The sequence below is a fragment of the Anabaenopsis sp. FSS-46 genome (assembly GCF_029891665.1).
In the GTDB taxonomy this organism is placed as follows: Bacteria; Cyanobacteriota; Cyanobacteriia; order Cyanobacteriales; family Nostocaceae; genus Anabaenopsis; species Anabaenopsis arnoldii.
Genome location: NZ_JANQDG010000090.1, coordinates 42,349 through 59,002 on the forward strand (window position 1 = coordinate 42,349; position 16,654 = coordinate 59,002).

Annotated in this window: 18 protein-coding genes and 1 pseudogene; 10 read left to right on the top strand and 9 right to left on the bottom strand. The window is 42.8% G+C overall.

The features are described 5' to 3' along the window. Positions 1-10 precede the first annotated feature (10 nt). Positions 11-832, top strand: a complete 822-nt coding sequence (locus NWP21_RS10625) for a type II CAAX endopeptidase family protein (RefSeq protein ID WP_280792670.1) — start codon at positions 11-13, stop codon at positions 830-832. A gap of 7 nt (positions 833-839) precedes the next feature. On the opposite strand, the gene NWP21_RS10630 is transcribed toward NWP21_RS10625, so the two are convergent. The 3 genes from NWP21_RS10630 to NWP21_RS10640 form a co-directional block, all read right to left on the bottom strand. Next, positions 840-1,478 (bottom strand): pentapeptide repeat-containing protein, encoded by a 639-nt coding sequence (locus tag NWP21_RS10630; protein WP_280792671.1) that lies wholly within the window; start codon positions 1,476-1,478, stop codon positions 840-842. A 36-nt stretch (positions 1,479-1,514) separates the two neighbouring features. Next, entirely contained in the window at positions 1,515-2,903 is a 1,389-nt protein-coding gene (locus NWP21_RS10635) for a DICT sensory domain-containing protein (RefSeq protein ID WP_280792672.1), read from the bottom strand. 256 nt (positions 2,904-3,159) lie between these two features. Continuing rightward, a complete protein-coding gene (locus NWP21_RS10640) occupies positions 3,160-4,734 on the bottom strand; it encodes a photosystem II high light acclimation radical SAM protein (RefSeq protein WP_280792683.1) in 1,575 nt (524 codons plus the stop codon). Positions 4,735-5,221: 487 nt separating this feature from the next. Between NWP21_RS10640 and NWP21_RS10645 the strand changes: the two genes are divergently transcribed. The 7 genes from NWP21_RS10645 to NWP21_RS10675 all read left to right on the top strand — a co-directional run bounded on the left by NWP21_RS10645 (position 5,222) and on the right by NWP21_RS10675 (position 12,049). After that, complete coding sequence (locus tag NWP21_RS10645; protein WP_271734028.1) at positions 5,222-5,599, top strand: DUF1830 domain-containing protein; 378 nt, start codon at positions 5,222-5,224, stop codon at positions 5,597-5,599. Positions 5,600-5,711: 112 nt separating this feature from the next. Next, the gene (locus NWP21_RS10650; protein ID WP_280792673.1) at positions 5,712-6,173 is read left to right on the top strand and encodes a DUF4079 domain-containing protein; all 462 of its coding nucleotides are present in this window, start codon (positions 5,712-5,714) and stop codon (positions 6,171-6,173) included. Positions 6,174-6,436: 263 nt separating this feature from the next. Then, positions 6,437-7,189 carry a response regulator transcription factor gene (locus NWP21_RS10655; RefSeq protein WP_280792674.1) on the top strand — a complete coding sequence of 251 codons (753 nt, stop codon included), beginning with the start codon at positions 6,437-6,439 and terminating at the stop codon, positions 7,187-7,189. A 118-nt stretch (positions 7,190-7,307) separates the two neighbouring features. Beyond that, complete coding sequence (locus tag NWP21_RS10660) at positions 7,308-8,669, top strand: PAS domain-containing sensor histidine kinase (protein ID WP_280792675.1); 1,362 nt, start codon at positions 7,308-7,310, stop codon at positions 8,667-8,669. Between the two features lie 29 nt (positions 8,670-8,698). Then, positions 8,699-9,373 (top strand): phosphate signaling complex protein PhoU, encoded by a 675-nt coding sequence (gene phoU / locus NWP21_RS10665; protein ID WP_271734032.1) that lies wholly within the window; start codon positions 8,699-8,701, stop codon positions 9,371-9,373. Positions 9,374-9,651: 278 nt separating this feature from the next. Next, positions 9,652-10,293, top strand: a complete 642-nt coding sequence (locus NWP21_RS10670) for a Crp/Fnr family transcriptional regulator (RefSeq protein WP_280792676.1) — start codon at positions 9,652-9,654, stop codon at positions 10,291-10,293. 109 nt (positions 10,294-10,402) lie between these two features. Next, positions 10,403-12,049: an iron uptake porin gene (locus NWP21_RS10675; protein ID WP_280792677.1), complete on the top strand. Its 1,647-nt coding sequence runs from the start codon at positions 10,403-10,405 to the stop codon at positions 12,047-12,049. 141 nt (positions 12,050-12,190) lie between these two features. Here NWP21_RS10675 and NWP21_RS10680 read toward each other — a convergent pair whose 3' ends face one another. Then, the gene (locus tag NWP21_RS10680; RefSeq protein ID WP_280792678.1) at positions 12,191-12,442 is read right to left on the bottom strand and encodes a hypothetical protein; all 252 of its coding nucleotides are present in this window, start codon (positions 12,440-12,442) and stop codon (positions 12,191-12,193) included. Between the two features lie 168 nt (positions 12,443-12,610). Between NWP21_RS10680 and NWP21_RS10685 the strand changes: the two genes are divergently transcribed. Further along, on the top strand, positions 12,611-13,207 hold the full coding sequence (locus NWP21_RS10685) for a DUF3318 domain-containing protein (protein WP_280792684.1): 597 nt from the start codon (positions 12,611-12,613) through the stop codon (positions 13,205-13,207). A gap of 291 nt (positions 13,208-13,498) precedes the next feature. Here the strand turns inward: NWP21_RS10685 and NWP21_RS10690 are convergent, their stop codons facing one another. Then, entirely contained in the window at positions 13,499-13,879 is a 381-nt protein-coding gene (locus NWP21_RS10690) for a clan AA aspartic protease (protein ID WP_280792679.1), read from the bottom strand. Beyond that, entirely contained in the window at positions 13,860-14,147 is a 288-nt protein-coding gene (locus NWP21_RS10695; RefSeq protein ID WP_280792680.1) for a hypothetical protein, read from the bottom strand. The genes NWP21_RS10690 and NWP21_RS10695 overlap by 20 nt, the downstream gene beginning before the upstream one ends. Before the next feature lie 107 nt (positions 14,148-14,254). Here NWP21_RS10695 and NWP21_RS10700 point away from each other — a divergent pair, with 107 nt between their 5' ends. Further along, the gene (locus tag NWP21_RS10700; RefSeq protein WP_348519770.1) at positions 14,255-14,548 is read left to right on the top strand and encodes a DUF3318 domain-containing protein; all 294 of its coding nucleotides are present in this window, start codon (positions 14,255-14,257) and stop codon (positions 14,546-14,548) included. On the opposite strand, the gene NWP21_RS10705 is transcribed toward NWP21_RS10700, so the two are convergent. The 3 genes and pseudogenes from NWP21_RS10705 to NWP21_RS10715 form a co-directional block, all read right to left on the bottom strand. Continuing rightward, a complete protein-coding gene (locus NWP21_RS10705; protein WP_280792681.1) occupies positions 14,545-15,504 on the bottom strand; it encodes a glycosyltransferase family 2 protein in 960 nt (319 codons plus the stop codon). The two genes, NWP21_RS10700 and NWP21_RS10705, sit on opposite strands and share 4 nt — an antisense overlap. A gap of 12 nt (positions 15,505-15,516) precedes the next feature. Further along, entirely contained in the window at positions 15,517-16,176 is a 660-nt protein-coding gene (locus NWP21_RS10710) for a TVP38/TMEM64 family protein (protein ID WP_280792682.1), read from the bottom strand. Between the two features lie 15 nt (positions 16,177-16,191). Beyond that, positions 16,192-16,654 (bottom strand): annotated as a pseudogene (locus NWP21_RS10715) (glycosyltransferase); the annotation flags it as partial.

Sequence of the window (16,654 nt, forward strand, 5' to 3'; positions counted from 1 at the left end):
TCAAAATTCCATGAAAATCAACCTAATTCGTTTAGCCCACAGTCCTGTTACCATCAGGCTGGGTTATTTTGTGGCAGCCTTATTACTCCTATGGCTACCCTTTGCCATCCCAATTTACTTCTTAGTTAGGGATCCTAACTTAGTAAGTATATTGACAATGGTGCTGTTATATGCTCAATTTATTTTGCTGTTGCGGCTATGGGGTAAAAATGTCTATCACCAACCCCACATATTCAGACAATATGGCGGGGAAATCACCCAGACTAATGCAGTGGATTTGCTGAATGGTTTAGCTACTGGTATAGTTGGCATTCTGGTAGTGTTTGGGCTACAAGGTTTTTTAGGTTGGCTGGTATGGCAACAACCGCAGGTTTTCTGGCCGAGAATAATTCTAGAGGGTTTAATTGTCTCTTTAGGTGTGGGGTTTGCGGAAGAGTTATTATTTCGAGGTTGGTTACTGGATGAACTAGAACGGGACTATAGCTTAGGTGTGGCACTTTGGGTCAATGCTGTCACCTTTGCTGCATTGCACTTTATTAAACCGTGGGAGGCAATTATTCAAACATTACCCCAATTTCCAGCTTTGGTATTGCTGGGGTTAACGCAGGTATGGGCTAAACGCTGGCGTGGGGGAAGATTGGGTTTAGCGATTGGTTTACATGGTGGTTTAGTTTGGGGCTATTACATAATTAATGTGGGCAATTTAATTGAATATACTGGTCAAGTTCCTGATTGGGTGACGGGTGTAAATAATAATCCTCTACAAGGAGTGATGGGGGTGGTGTTTATGGGGATACTGGCGGTGTGGATGCGTTGGCGAGTCCTAGCTTAATACTTTTTTAACAACCTGTGGCGATGACTGTCCCCAGTAAGCAAGCCTGATCTAACTTGACCCCGGTCAAATTTGCCCCTTCCAACTCAGCACAGAGGAGATTGGCGCCCGTGAGGTTCGCCCCGGCTAAATTTGCGCCCCGTAGGTCAGCTTCTTCTAAGTTAGCTCCACTTAATAAACTTCCTTGCAAATCAGCACGACTTAAGTCAGCACCTTTGAGATTAGCGCCGGTGAGGTTTGTACCCCGTAAGTCAGCACTGCGTAAGTCAACACCCTGTAGGTTGACATTCATTAAATTAGCACCACTCAAGAAAGCACCAGCCAGGGAGACATCAGCCAGTGTGGCCCCCATTAAGTTGGCTCCGCGTAAATTAGTACCACGCAAGTCGGCACTGGTTAAGTCGGCTTGCATTAAGTTCGCTCCCATGAGGTTCGCCCGCAGGTCAGTTTTTTGCAGGTTTGCGCCCATCAAGTTGGCTCCCTGGAAATGTCCGCCTTCAAGTTTGGAACCGATGAAATTAGTACCGACTAAGTTAGCGCCTGCGAGATTGATCCGGCTCAGGTCAAGTTGGGAGAGTTCCTCATCTTCTAAGTTAGCTCCTGGAACTTGTTTGAGTTTTCCTGATTTAATGGCTTCAATATTCATGGGGATGACTGGTAATTAGGAAGCTCAGAGGTTTGATCAGTGAGGTTGTACTGTACTGGTTTGTTGATACTTATCCCATTGGGAGTCAAGGAGCCATAGGCCGGTGCTGACTTTGAGTGATATCACGGGTAAGTCTAGACCCTGCTGTAAACCCATAACTAATAAAGCTAGAGCATCTACAAGTTTAGGGTCAAAGCGGGTTGATTGTTGTTGTCTGCATGCCTCTAAGGCTTGGGTAAATATTTCTTGGGGAGTGTTTGGGGATGATTTGATGTTGTTGACGCGGCACTGGAAATCGGAGACTAGGGCTAAAATTCTCGATTCTAAGGGAATTTCATCTCCGGCTAAATTTGCTGGTTCCCCTGTACCGTTCCACCATTCGCTTTGGTGGGTGATAATTTGGGCAATGGCCTGGAGTCTGGGCATGGTTCGCAATACCTGGGCTCCTGGTACTAGGGGACAAGTTAAGGGACAATGGGGCGCTTGTTCTTGGTAGCGGGTAGATGTACCGGGAGTGAGAAGGCTTTCCGCTTTTTGTAGTGGGTCTATACGGTGTAAAAAACCTGCTAGTCGCAATCGTTTAATCTGCCATGCGGGTAGTTCTAAAAGCTGCCCCATGATCTCAGCAAGTGCTACCACTTCGGCGCAGGCCATGGGATTTTGGACATCTGCCATGTCGATTAATTGCGCCATCCGTAAAAATGCCTGGATTTCATTAGAAACTAGGTTACGGTCTAAGGCCTGTTGACTGGGAGCAGTGCTCAGTGGTTGTGGGTTCTGTCCTGTCTCGAGATAATCTACTACGCGGGAGACAACTGCACTTAAATGTTTTGGCGTAACTGGACTACAATGTATATTTTTTTGATGGTTGATTAGTTTTTCTGCTAGTTCTGGATTGTATTCTTGAATGTGGGCGATCGCCAAGTTGGCTGTTTCTTGCACTAACTCTGGTTCAAATGTCCATAAGCCGTAGAATTTCCGCTCTATATCAGAGGCTGGTCTACCATCTGCCCCATAATCAGACTCTGATAGCTCTTGACAAAGTACCATAGCTGTGTATTCTGCGGACAGGATAATTAAGTGCCACTCCTGGGCTACTGGATCAAGCGGATTTAATGGCACTAGATCCACATTACTAAGTTGGCTAGTGGGATGTTCTAAAAAGCCTGTATCCGGTGCCGCCATAATCACAATTTGCTGGCTACACTGAGCCATATCTGCGTATCTTTCGGCTTCTTGGAGATACCATTTACCTTGTTGAAAGGCTGTAATAACTAAAGGTGAACTATCTTCACTTAAGATGTGGTCTTCTAAAGCATGGCACAGAGAAACTAAAGTATTTTTGTAGTAGACCCCAAGTGCAAGGGGTCTAGTAGTATTGCGGTGTGCTTTTTCCAGCTTTTGTAGTATTGAACCTTCTAACATAGGCTGTCATAATTGGTAAGTAATTCTGAATTTTGATCGGAATTTTGAATTGGGCGTTGCTGAATTAAACTATGAATTTACAGCAGATTGCAGCTTGATGGGTAATATATAATAAATCTTAAAACTCTTGTAGGGTAGACATCCCGCCCGCTGAGGAAATCATCTAAATACAAGTTACCATATTAGAGTGGTTCTATATAACCCCCCCAGGGACGTTGTGATATTCTGACTACTGCGGCGAGAGGATGTCAAATGTCTATGATACACTGAGAACCTGTTTTTCTTTCTTTTCCATAGGTGCAGAAAGTGCTTCTTCCAAATTGGCACAACCCAATTTTTCCTCTAGAATGTTCATAACTTCGCGCCCGAAGTCATTAGGGTTTTGTTTCCAAGCTTGTAAGCAGACTTCCCCAAAGAAAGAACCAAGGGGTTCAGGATTCCAGAGGAGTTTTTTAGCTGTCCATGGCATCAAGCTCATGGGGTTATATCCTGGTTTAAGGATACCTTCTTTTAAGGCATATTCTTCTAAATGGGTATGGGGTTGGAGTCCAATAAAAAAGATAGCTGGTTCAACTTTATCAGCGCCAAAAATTCGTTCTAGTTCCCGGTGGTAGGCGATGGTTTGGCGGATGGTTTCGGGACGTTCGTCAATGACGTTAAAGGAATAGTTGACGGAAACTAATTCGTTAAAGCCAGCTGCTTTTAAGTCGCGACAGTTTTGTAAGACGGTGCGTAAATTGTAACCCATACGCATTTTGCGAACTAGTTCCTGAGAACCACTGGTAATCCCAATTTCAAAGTAGTTCATCCCGGTTTTGACCATTAAGTCACACAACTGGGGTGTTAAGTTGTCGGCTCTGATGTATGCTGCCCAGTGGATATCTGTCATACCAGAATCGACAATTTTCTGTAATAGTTCTACAGCATCATCAATAAATTTACGTGCTGGGATAAATTGAGCATCAGTAAACCAGAAGTTGCGAATACCGCGATTATATAATTGGCGAATCTCGGTAACTACTTCTGCTGCTGGGTTGATGCGGACTTGTTTACCTTCTACGACGGTGTAAACGCAGTAACAACAATTGTGGGGACAACCGCGCTTGGTTTGTACGCCAATATAAAAGTCTTGTTCTTGCAGGTAATAGTTAAATTCTGGCCAGATACTTTCTATATAGTCGTAGTTACAGGCGGTTTTTTCCAAGGGGGTGGGTTGTTCATGAATTAGGCGTGGTCGTGGTTGAGTTTCTCCCACTACATAGCAACGTTCATCTTGAATTTCTCTACCGCTTAAAAGTTTTGCGATGAGTGTTTCACCTTCACCTACGGAAATAATTGTCCCTGGGGGTAAGGTTTTACCCAATTGTTCGTAAAATACACTGACTGCACCACCGCCGACAATGGCACGAGCATCAGGGTGATATTTTTGGGCGCGTGTTAAACCACGTTTGATTAATCCTTGGTTGCGCCACAACTCGACATAGTAAGCGATAAAGATTCGCAAACCGCCTAAAGCTCCACGTAATTTGATCAGGGGATTCTGGGCATAATAAAACTCAAAGGCGTTTTGTAGTGGGTTACCCCCACGTCCACCCACTGGAGCATAAATTTGAATATCACGCCAAGAAAATACTAGGAGTGTGGGTTTAAATTCATCGATACAGGTATCTAGGCTGGATGCGTAATCTAAAGGTGGTACTGTTCCCAAATCAAAGATCCGTTGTTCAATGTTGGGGAATAGTTTGTGAATGTGATCTGAAAGATATACTACCCCAATGGGAAATATGGGGTTACAGGGAAGGCGAACGTAGAGAATGCGATTTTCCATCATGGGTTTTTGGGCTTTCACCTTGCAGTTGTTTATGAAAACGATAGACAGATATGCAGTTGAAAACTGTTTGTTTATTTTAGTTGGCTTTGTAGTTGCCAATTGCTACTGCGATGAACAGTGCGGACAATTGTGGGAATAGTTGGATTTGCTCCGAGTCAAAGGACATAAATACATGAATATATTTGATGAGCAAGATTGTTATATATCTTTACCATAACATTGAGTTTGGCTATTCAGGGAGCAAACCGCCCTGTGGGAGTCAGAATCAGTGATCCGAGTCCAGGAAAATTTAAAATCACTCTGGGGGAGTATATTTTTTTTACTAAAGTTATGATAGTTGATTAAGGTTTCATAACTTGAACATATATTTAGATAGAAATAGCGTAGAAAATTTCGGTTGGTAGTCGGAGTTACAGCATCTTGGGATCAGGCAATGTTAGTTTAAATGGTGTAATGTAAAATTGTAGCGTAAAGCTCCTCCGCAGTTATGCCTCAAATATTAGATCCTCTACCACCTGAGCAATCTGAGCATATCCTTTGTTGCTACGTTAATGCTACAAACAAAATCCAGGTGGCTCGCATCTGCAATATTTCTAATTGGTACTTTGAAAGAGTTGTTTTTCCGGGACAGCGCCTTGTGTTTGAAGCTCCATTAGAAGCTCAAATGGAAATTCATACGGGAATGATGGCCAGTGCAATTTTATCTGATACAATTGCGTGCGATCGCTTGGCTATGAGTGAGCCTACTAGTAATGAGTTTCATACAGACTCAATAGATATGGACACCATGAAGACACAACCAACGGTGCAGTCAATTAATAACCAACTTGAAAATACAACAAAACCTTTAACAATTGCTGGCTGAGTCTGGATTAAAAAAACAATTTTATCCAATTTCGGGGTTGCCAAATTCAGCAACCTTTTTGATTGACTCTCCCGGTCCCCATCTGGCTCCATTTCCATTTACAATCAATGTCATGAATTTACCTTCTTTTATTTGGTTGTGGAAAATAGCCGCTTGGTCGATGGGGTTATCGCTGGTAGGGTATCTGCTCCTAGCAGTTACGGGTATTTGGATGTTTCGGGAAAGAACTTTGGCGCATTTCCCCAGGTTCCGCTGGTTCCTGGGGGGACGTAGAGAGGTGCGATCGCTGCATTATACAATTGGTATCACTATGGTTAGTCTAGTGTTACTACTGCTAGCCATTGGCATTATTGGCACTATAGGACACTTTGGCTCATTGGGACACTCATCACACTTGATGGCTGGGTTAATAGTAGTAATATTAGTTTTGCTGTCTGCTTGGAGCGCCACACAAATTAACACTAGGCGTTCTTGGGCTAGACCTTTACATATTGGTGTGAATATGATTCTCTTTGGTGGTTTTATTTGGGTGTCCTTGACCGGTTGGATTGTAGTACAAAAGTATCTACCTTAGAGGCAGCGAGAGAGGCATGATTATATTTTCAAGGTTTATTGTTTTGCTTGGTGGGATTGTCAATAAATCATCATAATTAAGAAAATAATTTCATCAAGTCAATTGCTAAAAATACTGATGGTAGCTTGCAATTACAGTTATTGATGATGTATTGTGATTTGTATTACTTTTTGCAAAAAAAATTACTGCTGTAGAGAAATCAAACCACGGTGGTTAATTGCAAAATGTTAATTCATACAAAAAAATAGACTTTCCTGCTATCAATGTATACCAGTGAATCCGTCCAGTCTTCTACCAGAGGCAAAATTGGCTCAACCAGCCGTATTTTAGTAGTAGAAGATGAGGAGTTAATCCAAGAGATGCTAGCTTTAGCCTTGGAAGAAGAAGGTTTTAGCGTCATAAGTGCTGCGGATGGGCAATCAGCTGTAGAGTATTTCCAAAGTTGTGAAGCCAAGTCAGGGGAACCCGCTTTTGACTTAATAATTCTTGATGTCATGCTTCCTTATGTTAATGGTCTAGATATATGTCGGTTGCTGCGTCATCAAGGAAACCCAGTACCAATCTTGATTCTCAGTGCTAAAGGTAGCGAAACTGACCGGGTTTTGGGCTTAGAAGTAGGAGCAGATGATTACCTGACTAAACCCTTTAGTATGAGGGAATTAGTGGCTCGCTGTCGGGCTTTACTCCGTCGCCAACGCTTAATTACCTCGCCACAAATACAAGTATTAACACACAAGACTGTGAGTTTAAATCCCCAAGAATGTCGTGTGCTTGTCCGTGGTGAAGAGGTAAATTTATCTCCTAAAGAGTTTCGCTTGCTGGAACTGTTTATGAATTATCCTCGCCGTGTTTGGTCTCGCGAGCAATTGCTAGATCAGATTTGGGGTCCTGAATTTGTGGGTGACAGTAAAACTGTGGATGTTCATATCCGCTGGTTGCGGGAAAAACTAGAAGATGACCCTAGTCATCCAGAATACATTGTGACTGTCAGAGGCTTTGGCTACCGTTTTGGTTGAAAACTCCTACCTCAGATACACGTGCTTGTTAATTTAGGGTTTTGAGCATTTTTCTGATATCTGTGGAGATAGTTGTTAGTTTTTATTAATGATCAAGTAACTAACAACTTATAGTCTCATGCTCTTATTGGGATTTTTTCTGGGTTTAGCGGTAGGTGCTGGGTTGTGGATTTGGCAACAGGTTCAACTGAAACGCTACTTAAGGGGACTAATAGAACCCTCAAGCTCTGCTCATTCTCAGGTGGTGCTGGGGCTAATACCTCCTTTGCATCGCAAAATAACCACCATCAAGCAGCAGCAGCAAAATTTGCAGCAGTCCCTAAAAACCTACCAAGACTTGCTGGATTTTGCTCCAATAGGATATTTGCAGGTAGATGAAGAAAATCAATTGCTGTGGTGCAATCAGCAAGCGCGACAAATATTATATCTACAAACATGGCAACCTGGACAGGTGCGGCTGTTACTGGAGTTGGTGCGGTCTTATGAACTTGACCATTTAGTGGAAAAAACTCGCGATCGCCAAACATTACAGGTAAAAGAGTGGATATTTCACCCCTCTTCTGATTCCGCTTTTCGCGGTACTAGCGCTACTAAAAGTAATGGGGTATCAGGGATATCGAGGATGAAACCCTTGGCGTTGCGCGCCTCTAGTTTACCACTACCCAATGGACAGGTGGGGGTGTTTCTGGAAAATCGCCAACCTGTACTAGACATGAATCAGGAACGCGATCGCTCTTTTTCTGACCTAGCTCACGAACTCAGAACCCCCTTGACTTCCATTCGTTTGGTGGTGGAAACTTTACAAAACCGCTTAGACCCTCCCTTGAATCGTTGGGTTGATCGGCTAATGCAAGAGGTAGATCGGCTGATTAACTTAGTGCAAAGCTGGTTAGAACTGACTCAAATGGAAGTCAACCCCGCTATGCAATTGCATTTGGAAGTTGTGGAATTGCGATCGCTGATCATATCTGTGTGGGAAAGCTTAGAACCATTAACCCAAAAGCAACACCTGTCTATATCCTACTGCGGCCCAGAAAATCTGTGGATCAAAGCCGACCCTGGGCGTATTTATCAGGTTTTTCTCAACTTGCTGGACAACAGCATTAAATATAGTCTTCCTGGTAGCACTATTCAAATTCAAGCCCAAATCCTATCAATACCAGACACTGACAGTCGCCTAGTTCCTATTTTGGAAATAAATCTCATTGATTCGGGACTAGGTTTTTCCGAAGCAGATTTACCACATATATTTGAGCGATTTTACCGGGGAGATAAAGCTCGGACTCATTCCTCACTACCAGAAAATAATTCTCTGGGTGCAATTGTGGGTAATGGTTTAGGTTTAGCTATTGTGCGACAAATTATTGTCGCCCATGGCGGTTCTATTAAAGCGATGAATCATCCAGAAACCGGTGGAGCTTGGTTAAAACTTCAACTTCCTGAAGTTATGGCAAACTACCCAAGCCAAGACTATAGTTAAGAATATCTTCACTTTTGAGATTAATCAGTGTGCAAGCTGCCTTGTATGATCGCAACTCTCAACCGCAAAATCCCCAATTAGCACGTGCCATCAGGCGCTTGGAACGGGATATATTACGCATGGGAGCTTTGGTAGAACAATCCTTCCGCCTCAGCCACCAAGCCCTATTTTCCCGAGATTTAACAGCATCTCGGGAACTCCCCCGATTAGATAAAAAAATTGATCGCTTTTATAGACAAATAGAATCAGATTGTACGACAATTATCACACTCCAAGCACCTACAGATCAAAACTTACGCTGTTTAAGTGCCTTTATGCAGTTAGTGCGAGACTTAGAACGTATTGGGGATTATGCTGAGGATTTAGCTAACATTGCCGTAAAAATTTTTCCTTACCCACCACATAGCTCTTTACCAGAGATTGAGGAGATGTCCCACCATGCACAAGCCATGCTAGCAAGTAGCTTAAAAGCCTTAGCTGATTTGGATGAAGTTGGGGGACGAGATTTAAAGCGCTTAGATGATACTGTAGATCATGCTTATGATCGAGTTTATCAAACTTTAGCCCAGCAAAGAGATGTGCCGGGGGTAGTGGAGCCGATTGTACTCCTGGCGCTGGCAATTCGTTGTTTAGAACGGATGGCAGACCATGCTACTAACATTGGTCGCCGGGTAGCATACATTGTTACGGGACAAAGTTGTTAGGGGGTGATTGTTCCCTTCGACTGCGCTTACGGAAACATATTGATTTGGGTGGTTGAGCGAAGTCGAAACCACGCTCCCCACAATACCCCCTGATGTTGTTCCCTTCGACTGCGCTTACGGGAACATACTGATTTGGGTGGTTGAGCGAAGTCGAAACCACGCTCCCCACAATACCCTTAACTTTTGTTAAGTAACATACAATTTACCAAAATATTACCTTTTCTTAAACTTACTTAATTAGGCTAACTCTAGTTGCCCCAATATTAAGTACTTACATCATGTATCCCACCAGTCTGACCCCAAAGTTATCTGATGTATCTCATGACTCTATCCCCAGTGGAAAATTACCACAAAGATTATTTACTCGCCGCGAATTAATTCCCTCTGACAAGGATGTTCTGTGGCGTATTGATCGCGGCGCAGTTCGTACCTTAACCTGGAACGAAGATGGCATATTTATTGCTCTGGGTTATTGGGGAACTGGTGATCTGGTGGGACATTGTTTAACTAAAATCCAACCCTACCAAATTGAATGTTTGACAAGCGTAGAAGTTAGTATTGTACCCCCGGAGCTTTGGCACCAGTATACTGGTGCTTTCCTATCACACATTCAAGATTCAGAGGAGATATTGAGTATTGTACATCTCAAACCGATGTCCTTACGGTTGGGAAGGTTCCTACTGTGGTTAAGTCAAAAATTTGGGCGCGATGTGGAACAGGGGAGATTAATTGACCTAAATATTACCCACCAGGAAATATCAGAAGTCTTAAATACTACTCGGGTGACTATAACCCGGACTCTACAGGAATTTGAGGAACAAGAACTACTCCTACGCTACAAGCGGCGAATTATCCTTCTATCACAAAATAATCAGATAAAAAATAGAGTATCAAAAAAAATGATCATGGGCTTGTGTTAATTATAAAAATTTTGGTATATTCAAAACTGAAGCTATGAAAATATCACCAGAAAAAGCCTAAAGCTTTGCTGTGATCTCAGTTTATTTGGTGTGAGTGAAACTTAAGAACATGACAAAACTACTTTGGAACGCCCTCAAAGTTAGCCCTGCAATTGCGGCTCTATTCTTTGCTAATACAGCCCTGGCTGGTGAACTAAATCAAAAAACAACCGTTGCGCAATTGTCCCAAGAGGCTAACAGCATCGGTCAGGTAACATCTGTTTCTCAATTTTCCGATGTCCGCCCCACAGACTGGGCATACCGCGCGTTACAATCTTTAGTAGAGCGCTACGGTTGTATCTCCGGTTTTCCCGACAATACTTTCCGCGGTAACCGCACCTTAACTCGGTTTGAATTTGCAGCGGCTTTAAACGCTTGTTTAGACAGAGTTAACGAACTAATCGCCACTGCAACCGCTGATGTCATTACAAGACAAGATTTAGCTTCATTACAGCGGTTACAAGAAGAATTTTCTGCTGAATTGGCAACCCTCCGCGGTCGGGTAGATGCTCTGGAAGCTCGCACTGCTGAGTTAGAAGCTAATCAGTTTTCTACCACCACAAAGTTATCTGGGGAAGCTATTTTTGGCTTGTATCAGGCTTTTGGTGAGAAGCAAGCGGATAGGGACACAAACCCTGATAACAATCGCGATCTACAAAGCAATACCGCTTTTGCTAACAGAGTACGCTTAACTCTCAATACTAGCTTCACTGGTAAGGATAGGCTGCAAACTCGGTTGAATTACGGGAACTTTGTAAGACCCACCACAGGGACTAACATGACCCGTCTTGGTTTTGAGGCTAGTGATGATCTTAACATCGATAAACTTAACTACACCTTCAACCTGAGTGACTCCGTAAGAATCAAAATCGATGCGGTGGGTGCTGACTTAGATGATAACGTCCCTAACTTCCATCCTGACTTTGCTAGTTCTGGTGGCGGTGCTATTTCTCGTTACGGTCGTTTCAGCCCCATTTACCGCACCGGTGGTGGTAGTGCTATAACTGTCAACTTGAATCCCAGTGGTCCCCTAACTTTAAGCGCCGCTTATGTAGCATCCAATGCTAACAACCCTAACGAGAAGAATGGTATTTTCGATGGTAGTAGCACGATATTCGGTCAAGTAGCTTTCAAACCTAGCAAAGCATTAAATGTTGGTTTCAGCTACGCACGTGCTTATCAAAATGATCCGTTATCACAAAATACAGGTGTGAACCTTTTTGGTAGTACAGGAAGTTCAATCGCTAACACACCATTTGGTGCCATACAGGTCGGTACGGATACAAACGGAGATCCAATTCGACGTCGAGTTGCAACCTCTGCTGACCACTATGGTTTCCAAGCTAGTTTCAAACCTAGCTCCTCACTGACCCTAGGCGGTTGGGCTGGTTTCTCCAACGCTAAATCTGAAGTTAGCAATGCTGACGCAGATATTTTCTACTGGGCTACCAGTTTAGCTGTTAAAGACTTTGGTAGAGAAGGTAACGTATTGGGTCTGATCTTTGGTCAACCTCCCAAAGTGACAGGTGGTTCTTCAGCAACAGGTACTTCTCTAGAGGAGTCCGACACCTCCTATCACGTAGAAGGTCTCTACAAAATGCGCTTCAGCGACAACATTACCGTCACTCCCGGCGTATTGGTTATTCTCAACCCTGAAAACAACGATAATAACGAAACTATCTATGTAGGTACACTGCGTACCACCTTCAGATTCTAAAGCTGTTGTGAGCAGTTAATTAAAAAGCCCGCCTTGGTGCGGGTTTTTTGGTTTTCGCTTATAGGGCGCATTTTATCTGGGTGAGGTAGACAAGGGCACCGATGCCCACCCCACAAGATTTATCATATTAAGCTGTGTACTTTATTGACTTGAGGAGTGCTGTATATCCGCAGGAGGTCGATCGCTACTCCAACCCCACCACACACAACTACACTGACAATGGTAAAATTCTTGCCATTTGCGACGATTGTCTGGTGTGATGACAGGCGATCGCCTATTAATCCAAACTTTTACCGCTTCGAGGCTACTAGCGTGACAACTAGGACAGCAGAACTGGTGAGCATGAACCGCTTGATTTGTCCATTCAGGGGCGATGGGAGCAAAAGCATCCATTTAATTGGTAGTTGGTAATTCAGAAGGTTAAGCTGGTTAAGTATTTTTTAAGTACAACAGTCATAATCATAGAATACACTAATATTATCTCAGTCACCTAATAGAGTATTTTGGTAACCAGAGCAGAGACTGTGAACAACTGTAATTATGTCATCAACAATTATTGTTATGGAGTCAAAGGCTGAGATTCGCCGGTTACTAAATGTCATACCTGCTTCTAGTCGGATGACGGTAAAAATTGTCAGCAAGCCCAAGCAGCCCAAGGTAATTGATGCTACTTTTCCTCTACCTTGGAAACGGGAGCGAGTCATATCTATCAATTTTAATTTCTGGTCTTCCTTACCGGAACCCCAACGGGATTTATTAATATTGCAGAAGGTAAGCTGGTTAACACAGGTGAAGTGGTTTCAACCCCAGATTTATCAAGGTGTGGCGATCGCTGGTTTGGTAGCGGGAGTGATGGAGTCAGCACAAGGGGATGTTCTGGGTGTGGGAGTTGCTACGGGATTAAGCGCCATGGCGCTGCTACGGATTTGGCGGGGTAACAAATCTTCGGAATTAGAGTTAAACGCCGATTTAGCAGCTATAGCGATCGCCCAACGTCGGGGTTACTCAGAAACTGAAGCAGCGGAGCATTTATTATCTGCCATTGAGGCGATCGCTGGTATGCAAAATGGTAGTTTAGATTTTAATGAATTAATTCGTTGTCAAAATTTACGGGCGATCGGCAATTTATCACCTGTGGGTGTACCAAAAAATAATTAGGAGTATTTAGGTAAAAGAATGAAGAGAGGTTTATTGAGGTCTAAATCTGGGAAAATATATTGAGCAGACTTAAATGGTTACCTAAATATATTAAGAAAGGTAGCTGGGGAATCTATCTTTGATGGAAACTCAGTACAAAGGCTTGTACTTAGCCGAGTCAGGTTTAGACCTTACCAAGCTAAAAATATAGTCAAATATTTTTAGTAACTATTTATTATCTGCCATTGAGGCGATCTCTGGTATCCAAAAAAATGGTAGTTTAGATTTTATAGATTCCTATCAACAGCAGGGCTACCCAACCGTGTTTACTTTGCTGAGTTCGACACGACCGTTCTCAAATACTTGCACCGTTAGCTGATAGCCTTCCATCAGTGACATCCCGACAAGTGGTTCTGAATCAGCCTCATCAATCGGAATTGTTAGAAGAACTCCATCCCAGACTACCTCTGCTTCGTAAACATTAAAAACGCATTCGCTACCATCACCAAGAATAGCACGTCCTCGTCTTTTCCATTTCAGATTTAGCTGATTGATCAGGTCTGGCGGTAGTGAAAGCCAACCATTAAAACCTGTATCGATGATCGCATCTTGTGTGTAAATTCTGCCATCGGAGCCACAAACTGAAAGTGGAATAATCGGCTCAAATTCCGTATTAACAATTCCGGTAATCATGCTGTTTCTTCGTGCGCCCCCCGAATCTACGAACATAGCGAGAACCAATGCGGACAATCCAGATTTGAGCATCTGGGTAACGGGCTTCAAGGCGATCACAAGCAGCAATTTCGCTCACATCAACCTCAAAGCCTCCGGTTTCGAGGTCGATCGCTACAATTTTCCCATGATTACCTTCCTCAACCTGTTGGCGCACCTGAGACTCATAAATCTCATCGCCACGTCGAGCAAATTCTTCTTTGCTGTAACGGGGTTGTCGAACTGTCATAATTTTGGCTTTGGTTTAAGAATTGTCTACTGGCTATTATAGTTGACCTAGCAGTGGTTAGGCTTGAAATCAAAAAAGTGTGTTCAATAAAGCACCCTACCAGATCGATGATCGCACTGGGTGTGGGAGTTGCTACGGGATTAAGCGCCATGGCGCTGCTGCGGATTTGGCGGGGTAACAAATCTTCGGAATTAGAGTTAAACGCCGATTTAGCAGCTATAGCGATCGACCAACATTGGGGTTACTCAGAAACTGAAGCAGCGGAGCATTTATTATCTGCCATTGAGGCGATCGCTGGTATGCAGAAAAATGGTAGTTTAGATTTTAATGAATTAATTCGTTGTCAAAATTTACGGGCGATGGCCAATTTATCACCTGTGGGTATAGCAAAAAATAATTAATAGTTATCTAGCTCAGATTCCTCTTCAAAACCAGCAACTTCCGACAAAACATAAAGCGGTCTTTGTTTAACCTCTTCATAAATACGTCCGATATACTCACCCAGAATCCCAATACTAATTAGTTGAACCGCTCCCAGGAAGAATACGGCCATGAGAATAATAGTTACCCCAGTTAAAGGAGAATTAGGGATAAAAATTCGCCAGTACAAAACTAGTAAACACATGAGCAATGAAACGAAAGCAGCTAATAATCCTAAATAGGTTGATATTCTCAATGGTACTTTAGAGAAAGAAACTATACCATTAATTGCCAGTGCAAAGGACTTGCCGAATGTATATTTAGGATCACCTGCAAAACGCGGATCACGTTCAAATCTGATTGCTGTTTGATTAAATCCCACCCAAGAGCGCAAACCTCGAATGTAACGATTGCGTTCCGGTATCTTATTGAGAACATTGACAACTTGGCGATCTAACAAGCAAAAATCTCCTGCATCTGTAGGAATAGTCACATCTGCAAGCCGCTGGAGAATTCTATAAAAAGCATAGGCTGTCAAACGTTTTAACCAGCTTTCTTGAGAACGTTTTATCCTCTGAGCATAAACTATATGATATCCTTGTTTCCATAATTCTACCATTTCCGTAATCAATTCTGGCGGATCTTGTAAATCAGCATCGAGAATCACTGTTACCTCTCCGCGCACAAAATTCAACCCTGCTGTAACAGCAATTTGATGACCGAAATTTCTCGCTAGGCTTAAATAAACAACACGTGAATCTTTTTGGTGTAATTCACTGATTATTTTCAAAGATAGATCACGACTGCCATCATTTACGAAACACAACTCAACTTTACCATCCATCTGATTCATCACCTGTGAAATGCGGCGATACATTTCTAAAATGTTTTCTGCTTCGTTGTATATGGGGACGATGAAAGAATATTTAGGTAACATAGTGGAGTTATTTTAAGACCTATGATCAGGTGGAAAGGAGCGACGACGACGATACCAAGTGGAACCGCCTATTAGCATTCCAATTAGTAATAAGGCAGTTAATAATGGTAAAATTTCCCCAGTGCGAACAGCCTTCAAGCCAGAACTACCCAAGAGAACAAAGGGTAATATTCCGGGTACTGTTCCTAAAGTCGTACCTATGAGGTAATCTCTAAAGCTAATTGATGTTAACCCGGCTACAAAGTTAACTAATCCATAGGGCATAATGGGCATCAGGCGGATAGCAAATATATAAGATATACCCCCTTGTCTCAGTTCAGCATCTATAGCTTGCCAACGCCCAGCTAATTTTTGCGAAATCATCTGATGTCCTACTGTGCGGGCAAAAATAAAGGCTGTAATTGCTGCAATTATTGCCGCGATACTTGTCCAAAATGTGCCCATCCCCACTCCGAAAATTGCCCCCCCTGTTAAATTTAAAGCCGTGGAAGGTAAAATTAGGATTGTAGCCACTACATATATAGCTACATAAGTGATGGGTGCCCAAATTCCCGCAGCTTGTAACCAAGATTGAATTGTATCAGGGTTAATTCCTCCTAGTAAATATCCTGTCACGCCAGTAGCTAGCAGACAGATAAACATCAACAAGGTAAAGCTGGTTTTAGCATTCATGGTTAATTGATGTTTCTAATTTTTGGCATTGTTTGGGTCACAGTGATAAACCCGATATTCATACCCGGACACTCCCGGTAAGTTCTGAGAATCAAGTAAACATTGTTGTTTTACTGTCTCCCCTAGGGGAGCATCAAAATTAACCAGCCATAAATCCAAGGGTCGGGGTAATTGTTTAACGGTTTTTTCTAAGGCTATAGTAGAGGTATTAGGGTCTTGGTCTTGATGAGCTAGGAGAAATTGGGTATTAGTTTGTGAACCTGAGAATTTTAATTCCCAGGCTACACTCATCATTACTCCAGTTTCGTTTGAACTTTTGTGGGTTGCAGCTATCAGTACTGGTTGTGAAGAGTTTTGTTCAATTAAGGGAACTAATAAATCAGGGCGGTAATATTTGCGATAACCCAGATTAAAGGTAACTGTAATGGCGCTAAGTAATCCCATCACCCAAATCAGGATGACAGCTTGTTTACCGGTG

Coding starts and splice junctions, on each gene's coding strand:
- NWP21_RS10625 (WP_280792670.1), top strand. CDS start 11: ATGAAAATCAACCTAATTCGTTTAGCCCACAGTCCTGTTACCATCAGG.
- NWP21_RS10630 (WP_280792671.1), bottom strand. CDS start 1,478: ATGAATATTGAAGCCATTAAATCAGGAAAACTCAAACAAGTTCCAGGA.
- NWP21_RS10635 (WP_280792672.1), bottom strand. CDS start 2,903: ATGTTAGAAGGTTCAATACTACAAAAGCTGGAAAAAGCACACCGCAAT.
- NWP21_RS10640 (WP_280792683.1), bottom strand. CDS start 4,734: ATGATGGAAAATCGCATTCTCTACGTTCGCCTTCCCTGTAACCCCATA.
- NWP21_RS10645 (WP_271734028.1), top strand. CDS start 5,222: ATGCCTCAAATATTAGATCCTCTACCACCTGAGCAATCTGAGCATATC.
- NWP21_RS10650 (WP_280792673.1), top strand. CDS start 5,712: ATGAATTTACCTTCTTTTATTTGGTTGTGGAAAATAGCCGCTTGGTCG.
- NWP21_RS10655 (WP_280792674.1), top strand. CDS start 6,437: ATGTATACCAGTGAATCCGTCCAGTCTTCTACCAGAGGCAAAATTGGC.
- NWP21_RS10660 (WP_280792675.1), top strand. CDS start 7,308: ATGCTCTTATTGGGATTTTTTCTGGGTTTAGCGGTAGGTGCTGGGTTG.
- NWP21_RS10670 (WP_280792676.1), top strand. CDS start 9,652: ATGTATCCCACCAGTCTGACCCCAAAGTTATCTGATGTATCTCATGAC.
- NWP21_RS10675 (WP_280792677.1), top strand. CDS start 10,403: ATGACAAAACTACTTTGGAACGCCCTCAAAGTTAGCCCTGCAATTGCG.
- NWP21_RS10680 (WP_280792678.1), bottom strand. CDS start 12,442: ATGGATGCTTTTGCTCCCATCGCCCCTGAATGGACAAATCAAGCGGTT.
- NWP21_RS10685 (WP_280792684.1), top strand. CDS start 12,611: ATGGAGTCAAAGGCTGAGATTCGCCGGTTACTAAATGTCATACCTGCT.
- NWP21_RS10690 (WP_280792679.1), bottom strand. CDS start 13,879: ATGATTACCGGAATTGTTAATACGGAATTTGAGCCGATTATTCCACTT.
- NWP21_RS10695 (WP_280792680.1), bottom strand. CDS start 14,147: ATGACAGTTCGACAACCCCGTTACAGCAAAGAAGAATTTGCTCGACGT.
- NWP21_RS10700 (WP_348519770.1), top strand. CDS start 14,255: ATGATCGCACTGGGTGTGGGAGTTGCTACGGGATTAAGCGCCATGGCG.
- NWP21_RS10705 (WP_280792681.1), bottom strand. CDS start 15,504: ATGTTACCTAAATATTCTTTCATCGTCCCCATATACAACGAAGCAGAA.
- NWP21_RS10710 (WP_280792682.1), bottom strand. CDS start 16,176: ATGAATGCTAAAACCAGCTTTACCTTGTTGATGTTTATCTGTCTGCTA.